Genomic DNA, 20,334 nt, shown 5'->3' on the forward strand with positions numbered 1-20,334 from the left:
CAATTAGTTTCATAAACAGTTATCAATAAGTATATTTGCAGAAACCATTATCACAATATGAACAACAAGGAATCAAACATAGAAAAAACGAACCTAAATGCATTCATACACGCTATCGGTTCGGAAATAGAACAGGCGCAAGTAAGGCTGATTGTCGCAGCCAATGCGCAAATGCTGTTCCACTACTGGAAAGTGGGCAACTATATTCTCTATCATCAGCAACAGCAAGGATGGGGAAGTAAAATCATAAAGCAACTGGCAAAGGATATCCGGCTGAATTTTCCTGAAAAGAAAGGATATTCAGAACGCAACCTTACCTATATGTGTCAATTCGCAAGGTCATATCCTCTGAATGTACTACAAAGTTTTATTGATACGGATGCAAGGCTGTCTGTTCCAACCATACAGAATGTTACTAATGAAGTGTTGAAACTGAACGACAAACAATTTACGCAGGAACTTACTGCGCAAATACAATCCACTGTTTGTCAGCCTTTAGAAATTACGCAGGAAGTTCCTGCGCAATTTCAAGATGTAGAGAAAACCGTTTCTGCCATTTATAGGATGGGGATTAGAGAGATAGAAAAAGTTTTCTTGACCTCTCCCGTTTCCAAAATAAACTGGGCAAGCCAAATGGCTATACTTGACAGTTCGCTACCGTTAGGCATAAGCTATTGGTACATGAAGCAGTCCGTAGAAATGGGCTGGAGCAGCAATGTTCTTAAAATACAAATTGAAACCAACCTGTACAGCAGACAAATCAGCAATAATAAGGTAAACAATTTCACAGCCACGCTTCCTGCACCGCAAAGCGACCTCGCCAATTACCTGTTGAAAGACCCGTACATCTTTGATTTGGCTGGAACTAAAGAGAAAGCAGATGAAAGGGACATAGAAGAACAGTTGGTTAAGCACGTTACCCGTTACTTGCTGGAAATGGGCAATGGCTTTGCTTTCGTTGCACGACAGAAGCATTTCCAAGTCGGAAACAGCGATTTCTATGCAGACCTGATATTATATTCTATTCCACTGCACGCATATATCGTGGTAGAATTAAAGGCTACCCCATTCAAACCGGAGTATGCAGGGCAACTGAACTTCTACATCAATGTGGTGGATGATAAACTGAGGGGAGAGAATGACAACAAGACTATCGGGTTGTTGCTGTGCAAGGGAAAAGACGAAGTTGTAGCACAATACGCATTGACAGGCTATGACCAGCCGATAGGCATCAGCGATTACCAACTGAGCAAGGCTATACCTGAAAACTTAAAATCGGCTCTGCCAAGTATAGAAGAAGTGGAAGAAGAACTGGCTTCCTTTCTTGATAAAGACAAAAATCCATAAACCCAAGATATATGGCAGGAGAAATACTAATTATGATTCCCCAATACGGTGAACTCAACCGAATATACAGTGACTTTATTGTAAGCCATACTTTTTCTTTTGACAAGCAGAAATTCATCACGAACTTCTACAAGCAATACAATGACACAAAAGCTTTTGAAGCCGCTATCCTTGAATTGGTACTTGACAAGCAGAAAGAACAGTACACTCTGATTCTCGACAGTCTAAGAGCCGAGATAGAGAAAAACATGATGCTTTACGAAAAATATCCATTGCTTGATGATGAGATAATTTCTCGTGTGTGCTACCATTTCGCTGATAGATATAATATTGATATAGAGGAACAACTGGAGGTTACACAAAGACTAAACAAGCCTTTGAACGAGGCATATAACAGATATGATTCTATTGGTTACAGGGAACATACGGCAGAAGAAGAAAAGCAAGCCGAAAAGGAATATGAACGCTGCAAGGCTGAATATGAGAAAGAAAAAGAAGAACTGAACAGGCTTTATGAATTGCAAAAGCAAGCAAGAAAAGAGGCTTTCCAATATATAGAGAACTGCTGCGGAGATATTTATAAATTGAGTTTCCATTTTATGGAAATATTAGCAAAATATATTCCCGTAGCTAAAGATAAACCGGAAGAGCTAACCAAGCCAAGCGAACCCGATATGCAAGAAGAAGCACCCAAAGAGGAACAACACGAATATTTCGACATGGAGTTGCTTTCGCACGTTTACACGACCTGCGTAGGAGAACAATTCGAGAATATTTCCGAATATGATTTCTATGCTTGTATGAATCTGCACCCCGGCAAATGCAAGCTGAAAATAAAAACGAGAGAGAAAATACGTGTCTGCTACCTGATATTCCTGATGGGTGAACGACTGCCCAAACTTGACAGGGAGAATTGGAAAAAGAATATCCTCAAAATGCTGGATATTGAAGAGAACTATTACAAGTCAAAATACAAGGAACCTGTTTCCGATTTCCCAAGTGACAGCAACCAGAAGTTCGCCAAAGAAATGGACGCAATATTCCGATAATCCGTGATATACCCTGACATATTACGAAATAACCACTTTTACCACTCAAATTAATTTTTGAGTGGTATTTTTATTGTCTGATATTCAAAGAAATAATAAAATATTCCATTTGCACTAACCACATCCTTACCACTTACAAACCTACCTAATTTTGCATCGTTCGAGAACAGAAATAACAGCCAGTGCGCAGGGCTGATTGTTAAACGACTAAATAGATTAGACGATGACAAATCTTCAAGAGTTATTATCAAAACCCGTCTGGCAGATGACAGGCGAAGAGTTCATATTCTTAAGCAAGCACGCTTCCGGTCAAACGGAAATGCAGCCACAGCCCGTTACGGACACAGAAAGGAAGTATGTGTACGGAATACTGGGCATTGCCAAACTGTTCGGGTGCAGCCTGCCCACCGCCAACCGCATCAAGAAAAGCGGAAAGATTGACAAGGCAATCACCCAGATAGGACGCAAGATTATCGTAGATGTGGAGCTTGCCCTTGAACTGGCCGGGAAGAAAACAGGAGGACGAAAATAACGGGAGGCATGGCTATGGACTATATTAAAGAGACTAAGGACATATCGGCAGAAGAAGCCATTATCCTTTGGCAAGCCTCACGTTTGAGCCTGTCGAAAAGTTATGAGAAAGCACCTGAAATCCTCAAAGTACATAGTTCTGTCATTGGGACATTGGGCAATTTCAGCGCATCCATCGGCAAAGCCAAAAGTAAAAAGACATTCAATGTATCGGCTATCGTAGCCGCCGCATTGAAGAACGGCACAGTGTTGCGGTATGTGGCGGAACTGCCGGAAGATAAGCGGAAAGTGCTTTATGTTGATACAGAGCAAAGCCCTTACCATTGCCTGAAAGTCATGACACGCATTTTGCGGATGGCCGGCTTGCCTGATGACAGGGACAATGAGAACCTTGAATTTCTCGCTTTGAGAAAATACACGCCTGAGCAACGTATCAGGATTGTAGAACAGGCGATCTACAACACTCCCGACATTGGTCTTGTAATCATAGACGGCATCCGTGATATGGTGTACGACATCAATAGCCCCGGTGAATCCACACGCATCATATCCAAGCTGATGCAGTGGACGGACGACAGGCAGATACACATCCATACGATACTGCATCAGAACAAGGGGGATGAGAATGCGAGAGGGCATATCGGTACGGAGTTGAACAACAAGGCGGAAACCGTATTGCAGGTAGAAAAGGACAAGGGCAACGGTGACATCAGCCATGTTTCAGCCATTCACATACGAGCAATGGACTTTGAGCCTTTTGCGTTCCGCATCAACGACAAAATCCTTCCCGAACTTATAGAGGGTTACAAACCCGAAACAAAGAAACCGGGAAGACCCGAAGAAGAGAAGTTCGACCCTTACAGGCATATCACCGAGCAGCAGCACCGCATCGCATTGGAAGCCGCATTCGGTCTGAAAGAGGAATATGGTTACAAGGAACTGGAAGATGCTTTAATCAAGATCTATATGTCCGTGGGTGTAAAACTGAACCATAAAAAGGCAGTATCGCTCATCACCATGCTCCGCAACAAGCGGATGATAGTGCAGGAGAACGGCAGGAAATACACCTTCATGCCCGACTTCCACTATTAGCCCATTTCCCTGCAATCACTTCACTTTATTCTCGGGGTGTATATATTAGAAATATAGTGAAGTGATTCTGAAATGGGATTAAATCACTTCACTTTATTACCGTATCCTATATATACGAGAATTTAGTGAAGTGGTTATAGACCGTACTTCCTAAAAAGGTACGGGCGAAAAGAAAAACGAATCAATTTACCAACTACTAAAACAATCATTTTATGGATATACAGACAGCCAAGCAAATCAGGATAGCAGATTTTCTGCACAGTTTGGGATATTCTCCCGTCAAGCAACAAGGTATCAACCTGTGGTATAAATCACCGTTAAGGGAAGAAGCAGAAGCTTCGTTCAAGGTAAATACCGAACGTAACCAATGGTATGACTTCGGTTTGGGCAAAGGTGGCGGTATCATTGAACTGGCTGCACACCTATATGCTACCGACCATGTACCTTATATTTTAAAACGGATAGCGGAACAGGCACCGCATGTGCGCCCGGTATCTTTCTCTTTTGGTAAGCAAAACTCTTCCGAACCGAGTTTCCAACAGTTGGAGATTGTTCCGTTATCATCCCCTGCCCTGCTTGCCTACTTGCAGGGAAGAGGAATAAATATGGAACTGGCAAAAAGAGAATGTAGTGAAGCCCGTTTCACCCACAATGGCAAACGGTACTTTGCCATCGCCTTTCCCAATGGTTCGGGTGGATTTGAGGTTCGCAACCGTTATTTCAAGGGTTGCATCGCACCCAAGGAAATCTCCCACATCAGACAATCGGGGAAAGCGAGGAATACCTGTTATGTATTCGAGGGATTCATGGACTACCTCTCCTTTCTGACATTGAGACAGGAGAGCTGCCCGAATTATCCGGAGTTGGACGGACAGGACTACATTGTATTGAACTCAGTATCGAATGTAAACAAGGCTCTCTATCCGTTGGGCAGCTACGAACGCATCCACTGTTTTTTTGACAACGACCATGCAGGCATGGAAGCTCTCCGACAAATCCGCAAGGAATACGGCAGAGACCTGTACATCCGTGACGCTTCGCAGACTTACAACGGATGCAAGGACTTGAACGAATACTTACAGAAACAGGCTGAGAGAAAAGGGCAAGTCCAATCCGTCAAAGGGGTGCGCAGCCAGTCACCGAAAAAGAAAAACGGCTTTCGGTTATAGCCCACTATAACTACACGCTCCGCTTTCGTAGTTGTGGGCTCTCCCGAGGGGATTAGGGCTTTGCCCTAATGACCCACTCAGGGCGTTTCTCCCCTGAGAACCCGGAGCAAAGAGTGACCCTCTCTTTGCAATCTCCGCTTATGGGTTGTACCCCTAAGAACCCCACTGCGGAAGCGAAGAAACAATCTATTGCGAACAATAAAACAGAACAGCTATGGCAACAAAATCAAGCATACATATCAAGCCTTGCAACATTGCATCAAGCGAGGCTCATAACCGTAGGACTGCCGAGTATATGCGTAACATCGGCAAGTCCAAAATCTATATCGTTTCTGAACTCTCAGCCGACAACGAACAGTGGATAAATCCCGGCTTCGGCACTACCGAATTGCGGACACATTACGACAACATCAAACGGATGGTCAAGGAAAAGACCGGACGTGCCATGCAGGAGAAAGAACGTGAACGCAAAGGCAAGAACGGAAAAATAATCAAAGTGGCAGGGTGTTCGCCAATCCGTGAAGGTGTGCTGCTCGTCAGACCAAACACCACATTGGCAGATGTGCGTAAATTTGGCGAGGAGTGCAAACAACGCTGGGGTATCACTCCGCTGCAAATCTTTCTGCACAAAGATGAAGGACATTGGCTGAGCGGACAACCCGAAGCCGAAGATAGGGAGAGTTTCCAAATTGGTGGAAAGTGGTTCAAGCCGAATTATCACGCTCATATCGTTTTCGATTGGATGAACCACGATACAGGAAAGAGCTGTAAACTAAATGACGAGGATATGACCGAAATGCAGAGTTTGGCTTCTGACATTCTCTTGATGGAACGAGGACAATCTAAAGCCGAAACAGGCAAGAAACATCTGGAACGTAACGATTTCATCATAAAGAAACAGAAAGCCGAACTGCAACGTATAGAGGAAACCCAAAGGTACAAGGAGCAGCAGGTAACTCTTGCTGAACAAGAACTCAAACAGGTAAAATCCGAGATACGCACGAACAAACTCAAAAGCGTAGCCACCGATGCGGCCACCGCCATAGCAAGCGGAGTCGGTTCTCTTTTCGGAAGTGGAAAACTGAAAGAGTTGGAGCATAGCAATTCGGAACTGCATCAGGAAATAGCAAAACGTGATAAAAGCATTAATGGTTTGAAAATCCAAATGAAGCATATGCAGGAACAATATGGCAAACAGATTCGAAATCTTCAAGGAATACATAACCAAGAACTTGAAGCAAAAGACAAAGAAATATCACGATTGAACACCATTCTTGAAAAAGCGTTCAACTGGTTTCCTTTACTCAAAGAGATGTTGAGAATGGAAAAACTCTGCTATGCCATCGGATTTACCAAAGATATGGTAAACAGTCTTTTGACAAAAAAAGAAGCAATCAGATGCAATGGGAAAATCTATTCCGAAGAGCACAGACGAAAGTTTGACATCAAGAACGATATTTTCAAGGTAGAGAAAAGTCCAACCGATAGCAGTAAACTTGTGCTAACCATAAACAAGAAGCCAATTGGAGATTGGTTCAAGGAACAAATGGAAAAATTGTGGCAAAGTTTACGTCACACGACAGAAGAACCAAGAAAAAATAGAGGATTAAAGCTATAATTTGATAATATCAAGCAAGTATCAGGATGTTTTTTCTTATTTTTGTCTGACAAAAATAATATATATAATATGAACTGGATATACAAAAACCACGAACTTAAAACATCGGGTTGTTATAATATGAACTTTCTGTTCAACAATGGTAAATTTTACATAATGGATAATCATTTAGCTGCTGCTTGGTGTTGGTTACAAAAAATAGACACATCCAAAAGATATGGACTATTTCATATTGACAGACACTATGATTTATTAAATAACCTGACCGATGATTTTATAGCAGAGAATAGGAGTGAATTAATTAATAAAGATTTCTTTTTTTACTTATCTTTAAAAGATAACATGAACAACCAAGCTATTAGATATGATAATTATATTGATGCTTTTAACAAACTACACCCCAATCTTCTACAGCAAATTTATTATGCAACACATAAAGATGGAACGGATCAAAATGGCACAAGTCTTGAGCATATAAATACATACGAGCCTAACTTGTGGGAATTAGATACTAATATTAATTATTGGCTCACTGAATGTCATAAAGATATAGACCAATGGATTGTTAATATTGACTTAGATTTCTTTTTTACAGGAGAAGATGGTGAGTGTTCTCAATTCATCACAAGAAAATACATAAAGAATATTTGTAAAGAGATAAAAAACTCACTGCCCAAAATAGATGTTGTAACAATTGCAATTAGTCCAGAGTTTTGTAATGGATGGGGGAATGCTTTCAATATATTGAGAGTAATCACTACTGAGCTAGATATTTATATGCCATATAAGTATAAAAGATATAAGAAACATTCTTTTTTATTTTAATGACAGCTATTTTAGTATACATCTTGAATACCCCTATTAAAGACATGATACTTATTAATGATTGCGATATAATTAGAGCAGATAAGCTAAATGAAATAGAAACAGTAGAATTTCCTAATTCCACTTGCATTTCAACGTGCCAATGGTGCAAACTAAGAAAAATAGTACATAAAGATTATAACTCATGCTATTGTGAAAATCCTATATGTAGATTAAAAAATACTCGTTCAACCATTTTCCCATTTATAAATATCCCTTTCCTCCAAGAACGAATATGGACAGAATGCGAAATTGGTTATTTTGATATTATAAAAAAGACAAAAGACTATAGACCGATTAAAATTGACCACATAATAATCAATTCCATCAAAGTACTAAGAATTTCTCAGCAACATCACTCATACGGTTATCGTTATGGTCGAGACGATCTTGAATTATCATATAGTTATGAAATTTCAGTAGAGATTTATAATCATGAGAATGAACAACATATCAATCACATATTCACATCAAATGATCTCATTCGGAAAGAGCCATGGGGCGAATATGATAAATCTAAAGCTCTAACAATGAAGTATCTATTTCAGAAGACTATTCCTTTGTTGAATGAATATGTAAAGTATCAAAAACCCATAAATCTGGTTAATTTCAACTACATTGAAAAAACATTGCCACAAAGAAACAATTATACCTCTAATGTTCATCGTTTTAACAAATCCGATGCACTGAATATTATATACAGCATGGAAATAAAAAATATAAATGGCAATAAAATTATCAGATTTGGAGCTAGAATGGGAGAATATATAAATTTCTATATAGCAAATCTAATAAATTCCATCCTAAATATTAATCTAAAATATGACATACAGACCAAAACAATATATTCAGAACTCCCATATATTTCCCAACAAAGAACATATGGTTCTTTAAAAGAATACATTTCTTGCCTGCTCTATTTAGGCATTATAAAAAACTATAATGATAATCTTGCAAAACAAGAGTATCTGATAGCAGTACCAATAGAAGGCCTTTCATTAACTTCCAAAATCAATTTTGTTGAAAAATTAATTCCAAGTAAAGAGTTAATTCAAATTTTCAGTTTCTTTTCAAATATGGATGCAACGCATTTTCAAGATGGCATAACTAGAGTTGGACGAGATGACAAAGAGTGGAAAGAATTATCTTTTACATTTCCTTTACTTTCGGATTTTAGACCAAATATGGCATTAATACAGAAAATAAATGAACTGCTACAAATAAAATTAACCTTTTACCAATCAAAAAATGATTCTAATTCGATAGGGTATTCTTATTTTGAAATATATGATGATGATTATATTGGAGGTTTGGCATGTAACAGAACAGATTTAGGATCTACTGAACTTAGAAAAACATCTTTTCACAAATTAGTTTGCGCTATTATGGATTACTATCTTCATAAACCCGAAGAATTCACTAAATTCACCAGTAACAATTAGATATTCAAAACTTTAACAGTTTAATATATAAACATTAATTTTTATCAAAAACACCCAACTTCACATTATCGGGTGTAAAGCTGGGTGCAATTCTTGTAAACTATTGATTTTCAATGTTTATTGCGGAGAGACAGGGATTCGAACCCCGGGTACCTCGCGGTACAACGGTTTTCAAGACCGCCGCAATCGACCACTCTGCCACCTCTCCAAAAACTCCTTTATCAGAAGTGCTTTCCGTTGAAAGCGGTGCAAAGGTACGAATCATTTTTAAATCTGCAAACAATCTGACATTTTTTTCACGAAATAATCGTATTTTTGCAGCCTATAATAAGTATAAAGACATGATATATCCTCAAAATTTTGAGCAAAAGATAGGATTCGACCAAATAAGGCAGTTACTGAAAGACAAGTGTCTCAGCACTTTAGGCGAAGAACGGGTTTCAGACATGAGCTTTTCCGAGCAATTTGAAGAAGTGGAAGAGAAACTGAACCAGGTAACTGAATTTGTGCGCATCATTCAGGAAGAAGACGGATTTCCCGATCAATTCTTCTTCGATGTCCGCCCATCACTAAAACGGGTACGGATAGAAGGTATGTATTTGGACGAACAAGAACTATTTGACCTACGCCGTTCATTAGAGACTATTCGTGATATCGTACGTTTTCTACACCGGAATGAAGAAGAGGAGGAAAACGATGTACCCTACCCCAGCCTGAAGCGGTTGGCAGGAGACATTGCCGTATTCCCCCAACTGATTGGCAAGATAGACGGTATCCTTAATAAATATGGAAAAATAAAAGACAATGCGTCCAGCGAACTGGCCCGTATCCGTCGGGAACTGTCCAATACGATGGGAAGTATCTCCCGATCATTAAACAGTATCCTACGCAATGCACAGTCTGAAGGCTATGTAGACAAAGACGTAGCTCCGACCATGCGTGACGGTCGTCTCGTTATTCCTGTCGCTCCGGGATTAAAACGAAAGATCAAAGGTATCGTGCACGATGAATCGGCAAGTGGAAAGACCGTATTCATCGAACCGGCAGAGGTGGTAGAAGCCAACAACCGTATTCGTGAACTCGAAGGGGATGAACGACGGGAAATCATTCGTATCCTTACAGAGTTTTCAACTATACTGCGCCCGTCTATTCCTGATATTCTTCAGTCGTATGAGTTTCTGGCAGAAATTGACTTTATCCGTGCGAAAAGTTATTTTGCCATACAGACCAACAGTCTGAAACCGACAGTAGAAAAGGAACAGCTATTGGACTGGACAATGGCAGTGCATCCCTTACTGCAACTGTCTTTAGCCAAACATGGGAAAAAAGTAGTTCCGCTGGATATAGAACTAAACCAAAAGCAGCGTATCCTTATCATTTCCGGTCCGAATGCAGGAGGTAAGTCTGTCTGTCTGAAAACAGTCGGTTTGCTGCAATATATGTTGCAATGCGGTATGCTGATTCCTTTGCACGAACGCAGTCATGCAGGTATGTTCAGCAGTATCTTCATCGATATCGGTGACGAACAGTCCATCGAAGATGACCTGAGTACTTATTCTTCGCACCTGACCAACATGAAAATCATGATGAAAAGCTGCAATGAACGCAGCCTCATCCTGATCGACGAGTTCGGAGGAGGTACGGAACCACAGATCGGAGGAGCCATCGCCGAAGCTGTGCTGAAACGTTTCAATCAGAAAGGAACGTTCGGAGTAATAACGACTCACTATCAGAATCTGAAGCATTTTGCCGAAGATCATGAAGGAGTAGTCAACGGTGCCATGCTCTACGACCGCCACTTGATGCAAGCACTCTTTCAACTACAGATCGGAAATCCGGGCAGTTCATTTGCCGTAGAGATTGCCCGGAAAATCGGATTGCCGGAAGATGTGATTGCAGATGCTTCGGAAATTGTAGGAAGCGAGTACATCAATGCCGATAAATATCTTCAGGACATTGTACGCGACAAGCGCTACTGGGAAGGGAAACGACAAACGATCCGCCAACGGGAAAAACACATGGAAGACACCATCGCCCGTTATCAAACGGAAATGGAAGAGTTGCAAAAATCACGGAAGGAGATTATCAGACAGGCTAAAGAAGAAGCTGAACGAATGTTGCAGGAATCGAACGCCCGCATCGAAAACACCATCCGTACGATTAAAGAAGCCCAGGCCGAAAAAGAAAAGACCCGTCTGGTACGTCAGGAACTGAACGATTTCCGTACTTCCCTGGAAACAATGGCTTCCAAAGAACAGGAAGAAAAGATTGCCCGCAAAATGGATAAACTGAAGGAGAAGCAGGAACGGAAGAAAAACAAGAAAAACGAACCGAAAACTGCCGCATCACAGACAGCCGCTGCTCCTAAAGTAATGCCTATCGCTGTGGGTGAGAACGTAAAAATCAAGGGACAGACAAGCATCGGACAGGTCATGGAAATCAATGGTAAAAATGCAACCGTCGCTTTCGGAAGCATTAAAACTACGGTGAAACTGGACCGTCTGGAACGAAGCAACGCTGCCCCCAAGACGGAAGGAATAGCCAAAAGTACGTTTGTCAGCAGTCAGACACATGACCAGATGTACGAGAAGAAGCTTAATTTCAAGCAAGATATTGATGTACGGGGGATGCGTGGTGACGAGGCTCTGCAAGCCATCACTTATTTCGTGGACGATGCCATCCTCGTCGGCATGGACCGCGTTCGTATCCTTCACGGAACAGGAACCGGAATACTCCGTACACTCATCCGCCAATACCTGTCCACCGTACCGGGCGTCAGTCATTATGCAGACGAGCATGTCCAGTTCGGAGGTGCCGGAATTACGGTAGTCGATTTTGACTAATCTGAAAACAAAACGATCGAAGAACTTGTTCTCATTTAGAAAACCACTACCTTTGTGTTACAGTGGTTTTCTAAAACGAGAATAAAGCATGAAGAATAATCTGTTAAGCGAAAAGCTTATTTACACAGGGGACAGCCTTACCCCCACCCATTTACATCTCTGCACATACAATGCAACCGAGATGCAGGAAAGTTCCGGTGACACCTTCCAAAGCGTCAAAGAAACATTGGATAACGAACGAATCAACTGGCTGCAGGTACACGGGCTGAAAGATACGGAAACCATCCGTGAGATTTGCAGTCATTTTGAAATAGACTTCCTCGTTTTACAAGACATATTAAATGCCGACCACCCGACGAAAATAGAAGAGCATGACAAATATATTGTCCTGATCCTGAAAATATTCTATCCCAATGAGCATAAAGAGGATGATGACCTCGACGGATTGCTCCAACAACAAGTCTGCATCATTCTGGGAAATAACTATGTACTTACCTTTCTTGAAAAAGAAACAGATTTCTTTGATGAAATCAACGCCGCATTGAGAAACGATATACTGAAAATCCGTAGCCGTCTGACGGATTATCTGCTCAGTGTATTGCTGAACAGCATCATGGCGAACTACATTTCAACGATATCTTCCATCGACGATGCACTTGAAGACCTGGAAGAAGAACTGCTGATGATTACCAATGAGAATGACATCGGCATTCAGATTCAGGGGCTGCGCCGCCAATATATGCTGATGAAAAAGGCCATCCTCCCGCTTAAAGAGCAATATGTAAAATTGTTGCGGGCAGAAAATCTCCTTATACATAAAGTAAACCGTGCCTTCTACAATGATGTGAACGACCATTTACAATTTGTATTACAAACGATTGAAATCTGCCGTGAAACACTGTCTTCATTAGTCGACCTGTATATCTCGAACAATGATTTACGAATGAACGATATCATGAAGCGGCTGACCATCGTATCCACCATTTTCATCCCGCTAACGTTTCTTGTCGGTGTGTGGGGAATGAATTACAAATGGATGCCCGAACTGGACTGGCGGTACGGATATTTATTTGCCTGGATTATAATGGCGGTTATCGGTATTATTGTATATTTGTACTTCAGAAAAAAGAAATGGTATTAACTAAAGCGCACCCATCCATGAAATCAATAAAAGAATTATACAGAATCGGCACAGGTCCTTCCAGCAGTCATACAATGGGCCCTCGTAAAGCTGCAGAAATGTTTGTTGAACGTCACCCGGATGCCGCATCTTTCAAAGTAACCCTTTATGGAAGTTTGGCAGCTACAGGCAAAGGGCACATGACGGATGTGGCTATCATAGATACTTTACAACCTGCCGCTCCGGTAGAAATCGTATGGCAACCCAAAGTTTTCCTCCCCTTCCATCCGAACGGAATGACGTTTGCCGCTCTGGATGCAGACAACAAGATATTGGAAAACTGGACGGTTTACAGTATCGGCGGCGGAGCTTTGGCAGAGAATAATGACAACCCGACAATCGAAAGCCCGGAAGTATACGGCATGAACAACATGACCGAAATCCTGCAATGGTGTGAACGTACCGGAAAAAGTTATTGGGAGTATGTCAAGGAATGTGAGAACGAGGATATATGGGACTATCTGGCAGAAGTATGGGACACAATGAAAGACGCTATCCACCGAGGTCTGGAAGCGGAAGGTGTATTGCCCGGACCGCTGAACTTACGTAGAAAAGCTTCCACCTATTATATACGTGCTACCGGATACAAACAATCTCTGCAATCCAGAGGACTCGTTTTCTCTTACGCACTGGCAGTCAGCGAAGAAAACGCTTCCGGTGGAAAGATCGTGACTGCCCCTACCTGTGGTTCCTGCGGAGTGATGCCGGCAGTACTTTATCATTTACAAAAAAGCCGTGACTTCAGTGACATGCGGATTCTTCGCGCCTTGGCTACAGCTGGGCTAATTGGAAACATTGTCAAGTTCAATGCGTCCATCTCCGGTGCGGAAGTAGGATGTCAGGGAGAAGTCGGCGTTGCCTGCGCGATGGCATCAGCAGCAGCCAATCAATTATTCGGAGGAAGTCCGGCACAGATTGAATATGCTGCGGAAATGGGGCTGGAACACCACCTGGGGATGACTTGCGACCCCGTATGCGGTCTCGTTCAAATCCCTTGTATCGAGCGGAATGCTTATGCTGCCGCCCGTGCACTGGATGCCAATCTTTATTCAGCCTTTACAGACGGTATGCACCGTGTTTCTTTCGACAAAGTGGTACAGGTAATGAAACAAACCGGACATGACCTGCCCTCACTGTATAAGGAAACCAGCGAAGGAGGACTGGCCAAAGATTATCAACAAATGTAATATAATGACTACAGAGGAGTGTCTGTCCACATTCCTCTGTACATAACTAATTCTACTCCATAACCGGCCAATTCGTATCATCGCCATTGGTGATATCCCTTTCATGCAACAAGCCTCCTTCCTGCGAAAAGTACAGTGCAAATCTCAGATTTCCCTGTTTCACCTGAATCACGGACTCAGTAGGATGCTGCGGATACGTCAATACAAACACATCGGTCACTACCCATGAACTGTAGTTGGAATTACGGAAACCGGTATAAACGGCAGGTACTAACTGATCGATACTATCCAGTTCGTTTTCCGTCATCACCCAGTTGGCATTCGCATCGAACCAGACATCCAGTTCGTCACCAGTCACCCAGCAGTCAGCTACATAATAATCTCCTTTCATCTCCCACTCCACATTCTGGGCATTCGGATATAGTTGCTTCAATGCCTCTGTGATATTGGCAGGCGGATTATACGTTTCATCATCATTATCATCACATGCGCTGAAAGAAAAGGCAGTCAGCATTAAAACGACTGCCCATGCGCCAAACTTAAACTTCAACATAATTAATTCTTAGGATTTAGGTTATATCATATTTTCATTTAATCATCAATCATCCGCTTCCAGGAATTTTCCTTTCTTGTCGAACTTGAAAGAAACGCCGGTACTTAATTCCACTTCATATCCTTTCCGGTCACGCTCCACTTTTGTCACAGGCTCTGTGAAGTTATGCTCTTTCAGATAACTGACAGCAAACGAAGGAACAACACTTGCCGGAACTGCATGCCCTTTACTAGCACTTACTTCCTCCCAGTTACCTTTGCTATCAAAATCTATTTCCGTACCGTCCGTCAATAACACTTCATACTTGGCAGACTCCAACAGATCTTTATCAATCTTGATATGAGCCACCTGAGGTTTGGTAAAATGACGGTTGATAAAGTTGCGTGCCGGAAGCGGTAGCTGATTCATATCCTTTGTAATCACATCGCCGGCAAATGAGAACTGTATAGCTACAATAGCCATCACAAGCAAAGATAAAATTTTCTTCATAATCGTTATTCTTTTTAGTTAATACTATATCTGATAAGTTTTATACTGCAAATAACGATACAGATTTAGGAAAGATTTGGGAATAACCAGAGATCACATTCTTTTTTGTGTTCTTTAACTTTCAGTCTTGAATTTACCCCATAAAAAAGATCCGGATGCCCACTCAGGAACATCCGGATCGCTCTCTCTTCACCTTAACTTTTAACCTTAACTATTTACCTATTTATCTTTCCGAATATCCTGCGAGATTGTAGCAAACGGGAACGGTACTATCACCTACGCGGTAAATTCCGAACTTAAAGTAATACCCGTCTTCGTCGTTACGTCCAATCAGAATCTTCTCATTATCGACAATGTGTTTGCTCACTTTCTTACCTTGCTCCTGATAATCCATCCGTACATCCAGCATCCCCGGTTTCACAATCGTTTCCGCTTCCTTGCCATAGACCGTCCAGTCGATATGGACACGGAAAGTAATCCAGCAGTCTTTCGGGAAATCGGCAAAAGGTAATTTGTAGGCAATGGTGGATGCCTTGTATTCAGAAGTCAGCGGTTTCATAACGGGCGTCTTTCCCGGGTTTGCATTGCAACGGTCATCTTTGTCTGTCAGCCATTTACGGTCGGAGTTTGCTTTGATATAAAACAGTCCTCCGGAAAATCCGAATGCCAATGGCGGGTATCCTCCCTGTTCAACCAACCATCCGTTGGGTTTTCCTGCCTTATATACAGGTTTTCCATTTTTATCTTTCACCGGATTGCCTTGTTTATCCAGTCTGGCCACTTTTTCGTGTCCGACATTCTTTTTGAAGAAGGTCGTTTTTTCCAGTTCTACAAATTCGTCAACAGTCAGTTTCTTCACCTCGCCCTGAGGAGTCTGGACCAGCGTCCGGTCGGGCATTCCGTGCCATTGGGCAAAGATGGTGGAGACATTGCTGTCTAAAGAAGAAGGAATAAAAACCGAAAACTCATAGTCGCGGGAACTTCCTTGCGGACAAGCTCCCTTCCCGTGATGATAAACTGTCTTTGTGATCTGTGCTTTCTGATAAACGTCGGCAGGTAATCCCCTGAAATCGTCGGAAGTTGCATAGCAATATGAAAACTCGGCACGTCCTTTCGTTTCTCCTTTCGCATAACCTTCCAGTGTATTGTCTTCGGTTTTGAGTTCAAAGCGATAGGAGGGCTTGCCATCAAACAGGTTGGTAAAATCACGCTGAATGGCATGAGGTTTATTCGTCCCGACAGCTACCCAGCAACCGTCAATAATCTGGTTGATACGTGCAGAGTCAGCCTGTACGTTTACCCGTTCGGTGAGTGGCATCAGTGTTTGCGTATTTTTAGTCTGAGCAGTCAGCATCGTGCATCCTGCCGCCATCATATAAATAACCAAAATGTATTTTTTCATTCTATCCGGTATTAAGTTTATCGACGGTGCAAAAATACGAAAGGCAACCCTTACGGCTGCCTTTCGTTTGTCTCAAATGCTTTCACATTTGTGCAATTCTTCTGTCAGAAACGTCTTATATCCCCATTCACAAGTCTATTCAGGTGTTTCTTCCGTATAATCGTCTTCCAACATATCTACTTTCTTTATGCTCATTTTTCCATCGGCCGTTACAGTGATGGAAAGCGGAACATACAAATCGGTCTGCGGATAGCACACACTGGCGGCGTAGACAATTCCCTCCGGTGTGGTCTTGTCATATACGATTCCTTCAAGTATGGATTTTGAAAGGAATTTCGCGTCGACTACCGATGAAAAGTCGTTCTTCGTAAATGTCTTGTTGAGTACGTTTTCACTTCCCCGGGTAATGCGCAACACTATTTTATTGTCTACATACGTATCCCCCATCTCATTGGAGACGTGAGGCAGACTTTCGTCAGGAGTACGCGAAACCAGCGAATGATAGTCTCTTCCCTTAAACTTAATATCAGTTTCAGCTTTTGAACTTTGCATACGCTGCAACCCGTGAGCATCTACACTGTCTTGCCTTGCCAATACCGATTCTTTATTTGAACTTCCGTTCTTACCGCCACAGGCTGCCACTGCCAGAGCCAATGGTAACAAAAGCAGATAAATTAGTTTTTTCATTCCGAACTATTCTGTTTTATAAATATAGAGCAAAGGAACAAAAAGACGGGGAGATTTACAAGTGTAACCGACATTTTTCCTACATTTGTAATCCAATCCTTATTTATATACCCGAAAAGTGAGAATGAACATGAAACACCAGAAACAGTTGTTTACTGTACTTTTGATGAGCGCAGCCTGTATGCTACAGGCACAGCGCAGCGAGACGCTGCTTGAGAAGAACTGGAAATTCAGTAAAGGAGATTTTCCGGAAGCTGCGCAGACTGACTACAATGATACTAAATGGGAATCGGTCGTTATCCCGCATGACTGGGCCATCTTCGGACCTTTCGACATGAACAACGACCTGCAAAACGTAGCAGTCACACAGAACTTTGAGAAGAAGGCATCACTGAAAACCGGACGTACCGGAGGACTGCCTTATGTCGGAACCGGATGGTATCGCACCAGCTTCGACGTTCCCGCCGATAAAGAAGTCACTCTCCTGTTCGACGGAGCAATGAGTGAAGCGCGTGTATACGTCAACGGACAGGAGGCTTGCTTCTGGCCCTTCGGCTACAACTCTTTCCATTGCAACGTCACCCCTTTCCTGAATAAAGACGGAAAGAACAATACACTGGCGGTACGCCTCGAAAACCGCCCCCAGTCTTCACGCTGGTATCCGGGAGCAGGTCTGTACCGCAACGTCCACTTGATCGTGACGGAGAAAGTACACATTCCGGTATGGGGCACGCAGATTACTACCCCGCATGTCAGTGATGAATTTGCCGCCGTACGCCTGCAAACCAAGATAGAGAATGCCGGCGAAAAGACAGAAATCCGTATAGAAACGGAAATCCTGTCGCCGGACGGAAAGGTAGTGACCCGCAAAGAAAACAAAGGCCGCATCAACCACGGACAGCCCTTTGAACAGAACTTTATCGTCAACGCGCCTCAACTCTGGTCACCGGAAAGCCCCGCTCTTTACAAGGCTGTATCGAAAGTGTACGCAGACAACCAACTGGTAGATACATACTCTACCCGCTTCGGTATCCGCAACATTGAATACATTGCCGACAAAGGTTTCTACCTGAACGGAAAACACCGCAAATTCCAAGGTGTATGCAACCACCATGACTTAGGTCCGCTGGGTGCGGCCATCAACGTAGCGGCACTTCGCCACCAGCTCACACTCTTAAAGGATATGGGATGCGACGCCATTCGTACTTCCCATAATATGCCGGCTCCCGAACTTGTGGAGTTGTGCGACGAAATGGGATTCATGATGATGATCGAACCGTTCGACGAATGGGACATCGCCAAGTGTGAAAACGGATATCACCGTTACTTCAACGAATGGGCAGAACGCGATATGGTGAATATGCTGCACAACTATCGTAACAATCCCTGTGTAGTGATGTGGAGTATCGGTAATGAAGTCCCCACGCAATGCAGCCCTGTAGGATATAAAGTAGCCAAGTTCCTGCAAGATATCTGCCACCGTGAAGACCCTACCCGCCCCGTTACCTGCGGCATGGACCAAGTGACTTGTGTTCTAGCCAACGGATTTGCTGCCATGATCGATATCCCCGGTCTGAACTACCGCGCCAATCGCTATCAGGAGGCGTATGACAAACTTCCGCAAAATCTTATTCTGGGTAGTGAAACTGCGTCCACCGTCAGCTCACGCGGTGTCTACAAGTTTCCCGTAAAAGATAAGAAAAGTGCCCAGTACGATGATCATCAATGTTCTTCTTATGACGTAGAGGCATGTTCATGGTCCAACATCCCCGATGAGGACTTCGCTTTGGCGGACGATCATCACTGGACCATCGGACAGTTTGTATGGACCGGCTTCGATTATCTGGGTGAACCTTCCCCTTATGATACTGATGCCTGGCCCAATCATAGTTCCATGTTCGGTATTATCGACCTTGCCAGTCTCCCCAAAGACCGCTATTACTTGTATCGCAGCATATGGAATAAGGAAGCGGAAACACTGCATATCCTGCCGCATTGGACATGGCCGGGACGCGAAGGTGAAGTAACTCCGGTATTTGTTTACACCAACTACCCTGCTGCCGAACTGTTTATCAACGGAAAAAGCTACGGTAAACAAAGCAAGAACAACAGTTCACTGAAAAGCCGCTACCGTCTGATGTGGATGGATGCCGTATATGAACCGGGTGAAGTGAAAGTAGTAGCCTACGATAAAGACGGAAAAGCAGTAGCAGAAAAGAGTGTACGCACCGCAGGCAAGCCTCATCACATCGAACTGGTCAGCAACCGGAACGAACTGACGGCAGACGGCAAAGACCTCGCTTATGTGACAGTGAAAGTGGTGGACAAAGACGGCAACCTCTGCCCTGCCGACAGTCGTCTGATCAACTTCTCCGTCAAAGGTGCCGGAAAATACCGTGCCGGAGCCAACGGTGACCCCACGAGTCTCGACCTGTTCCATCTTCCGAAGATGCACGCTTTCAACGGAATGCTTACAGCTATCGTACAAACAAATGAAACAGCCGGAGAAATTATTCTGACTGCCAAAGCCGGTGGAGTGAAAGCAGGAAGTATCCGTCTTCTGACGAAATAATCGGTCTACATAAAGAAATATATTTGAAAAACTGCTGTCACCTGTCACCAAACGAGTGATAATAGTCTGATAATTAAATCATAAGACCGTGACAGCAACGTGTGACAGCAGTGTGATGGCAAGTATTGCCGTCACACTGCTGTTTCACGTTGCTGTTTCATCTTAGCTCCCTCCTGCACTTCTACTTGTAGTGTACTGAATAAGTTGACACTTCAAAAATCGAAAATAAAGATGAAATATTCGAAAAAGAAGTACAACTATTACAGTGATGATGAACGAATGTCTTATATTCGTGAGTATTTATCAAGT

General features: G+C 42.8%; 16 protein-coding genes and 1 tRNA gene. 12 read left to right on the forward strand and 5 right to left on the reverse strand.

Annotation, left to right across the window (positions count from 1 at the left end):
• The first annotated feature begins 57 nt into the window (after nt 1-57).
• From NBH01_RS08065 to NBH01_RS08100, 8 genes are all read left to right on the forward strand, one after another.
• Nucleotides 58-1,347, forward strand: a complete 1,290-nt coding sequence (locus NBH01_RS08065; RefSeq protein WP_118038258.1) for a PDDEXK nuclease domain-containing protein — start codon at nt 58-60, stop codon at nt 1,345-1,347.
• Between the two features lie 11 nt (nt 1,348-1,358).
• Complete coding sequence (locus NBH01_RS08070; RefSeq protein WP_118038257.1) at nt 1,359-2,396, forward strand: hypothetical protein; 1,038 nt, start codon at nt 1,359-1,361, stop codon at nt 2,394-2,396.
• A 223-nt stretch (nt 2,397-2,619) separates the two neighbouring features.
• Nucleotides 2,620-2,928, forward strand: a complete 309-nt coding sequence (locus tag NBH01_RS08075) for a DUF3853 family protein (RefSeq protein WP_009121544.1) — start codon at nt 2,620-2,622, stop codon at nt 2,926-2,928.
• Between the two features lie 14 nt (nt 2,929-2,942).
• A complete protein-coding gene (locus tag NBH01_RS08080; protein WP_118038273.1) occupies nt 2,943-4,019 on the forward strand; it encodes an AAA family ATPase in 1,077 nt (358 codons plus the stop codon).
• A 212-nt stretch (nt 4,020-4,231) separates the two neighbouring features.
• On the forward strand, nt 4,232-5,188 hold the full coding sequence (locus tag NBH01_RS08085; RefSeq protein WP_118038256.1) for a toprim domain-containing protein: 957 nt from the start codon (nt 4,232-4,234) through the stop codon (nt 5,186-5,188).
• A 214-nt stretch (nt 5,189-5,402) separates the two neighbouring features.
• Complete coding sequence (locus NBH01_RS08090; RefSeq protein WP_118038255.1) at nt 5,403-6,806, forward strand: mobilization protein; 1,404 nt, start codon at nt 5,403-5,405, stop codon at nt 6,804-6,806.
• A 156-nt stretch (nt 6,807-6,962) separates the two neighbouring features.
• Nucleotides 6,963-7,631, forward strand: coding sequence for a hypothetical protein (locus NBH01_RS08095; RefSeq protein ID WP_133302556.1), 669 nt, complete (start codon nt 6,963-6,965; stop codon nt 7,629-7,631).
• A gap of 44 nt (nt 7,632-7,675) precedes the next feature.
• Nucleotides 7,676-9,112 carry a hypothetical protein gene (locus NBH01_RS08100; RefSeq protein ID WP_138294172.1) on the forward strand — a complete coding sequence of 479 codons (1,437 nt, stop codon included), beginning with the start codon at nt 7,676-7,678 and terminating at the stop codon, nt 9,110-9,112.
• 123 nt (nt 9,113-9,235) lie between these two features.
• Here the strand turns inward: NBH01_RS08100 and NBH01_RS08105 are convergent.
• A tRNA-Ser gene (locus NBH01_RS08105) sits at nt 9,236-9,320 on the reverse strand.
• A 133-nt stretch (nt 9,321-9,453) separates the two neighbouring features.
• Between NBH01_RS08105 and NBH01_RS08110 the strand changes: the two genes are divergently transcribed.
• From NBH01_RS08110 to NBH01_RS08120, 3 genes are all read left to right on the forward strand, one after another.
• On the forward strand, nt 9,454-11,955 hold the full coding sequence (locus NBH01_RS08110) for an endonuclease MutS2 (RefSeq protein WP_225680517.1): 2,502 nt from the start codon (nt 9,454-9,456) through the stop codon (nt 11,953-11,955).
• 88 nt (nt 11,956-12,043) lie between these two features.
• Nucleotides 12,044-13,096: a magnesium/cobalt transporter CorA gene (gene corA / locus NBH01_RS08115; RefSeq protein WP_008760394.1), complete on the forward strand. Its 1,053-nt coding sequence runs from the start codon at nt 12,044-12,046 to the stop codon at nt 13,094-13,096.
• Between the two features lie 17 nt (nt 13,097-13,113).
• On the forward strand, nt 13,114-14,322 hold the full coding sequence (locus NBH01_RS08120) for an L-serine ammonia-lyase (protein WP_022470187.1): 1,209 nt from the start codon (nt 13,114-13,116) through the stop codon (nt 14,320-14,322).
• A gap of 52 nt (nt 14,323-14,374) precedes the next feature.
• Here NBH01_RS08120 and NBH01_RS08125 read toward each other — a convergent pair whose 3' ends face one another.
• From NBH01_RS08125 to NBH01_RS08140, 4 genes are all read right to left on the reverse strand, one after another.
• On the reverse strand, nt 14,375-14,875 hold the full coding sequence (locus NBH01_RS08125; protein WP_008760392.1) for a PepSY-like domain-containing protein: 501 nt from the start codon (nt 14,873-14,875) through the stop codon (nt 14,375-14,377).
• A 45-nt stretch (nt 14,876-14,920) separates the two neighbouring features.
• Complete coding sequence (locus tag NBH01_RS08130) at nt 14,921-15,364, reverse strand: PepSY-like domain-containing protein (protein WP_062695288.1); 444 nt, start codon at nt 15,362-15,364, stop codon at nt 14,921-14,923.
• 223 nt (nt 15,365-15,587) lie between these two features.
• Nucleotides 15,588-16,766, reverse strand: a complete 1,179-nt coding sequence (locus NBH01_RS08135; RefSeq protein WP_016268175.1) for a heparin lyase I family protein — start codon at nt 16,764-16,766, stop codon at nt 15,588-15,590.
• A gap of 135 nt (nt 16,767-16,901) precedes the next feature.
• The gene (locus tag NBH01_RS08140; protein WP_008760389.1) at nt 16,902-17,453 is read right to left on the reverse strand and encodes a DUF4738 domain-containing protein; all 552 of its coding nucleotides are present in this window, start codon (nt 17,451-17,453) and stop codon (nt 16,902-16,904) included.
• Between the two features lie 124 nt (nt 17,454-17,577).
• On the opposite strand from NBH01_RS08140, the gene galB reads away from it, so the two are divergent.
• On the forward strand, nt 17,578-20,025 hold the full coding sequence (gene galB, locus NBH01_RS08145) for a beta-galactosidase GalB (protein ID WP_081013470.1): 2,448 nt from the start codon (nt 17,578-17,580) through the stop codon (nt 20,023-20,025).
• Nucleotides 20,026-20,334: the final 309 nt, after the last annotated feature.

Source organism: Bacteroides sp. B1-V-101 (assembly GCF_023656585.1).
GTDB classification, from domain to species: Bacteria; Bacteroidota; Bacteroidia; order Bacteroidales; family Bacteroidaceae; genus Bacteroides; species Bacteroides thetaiotaomicron.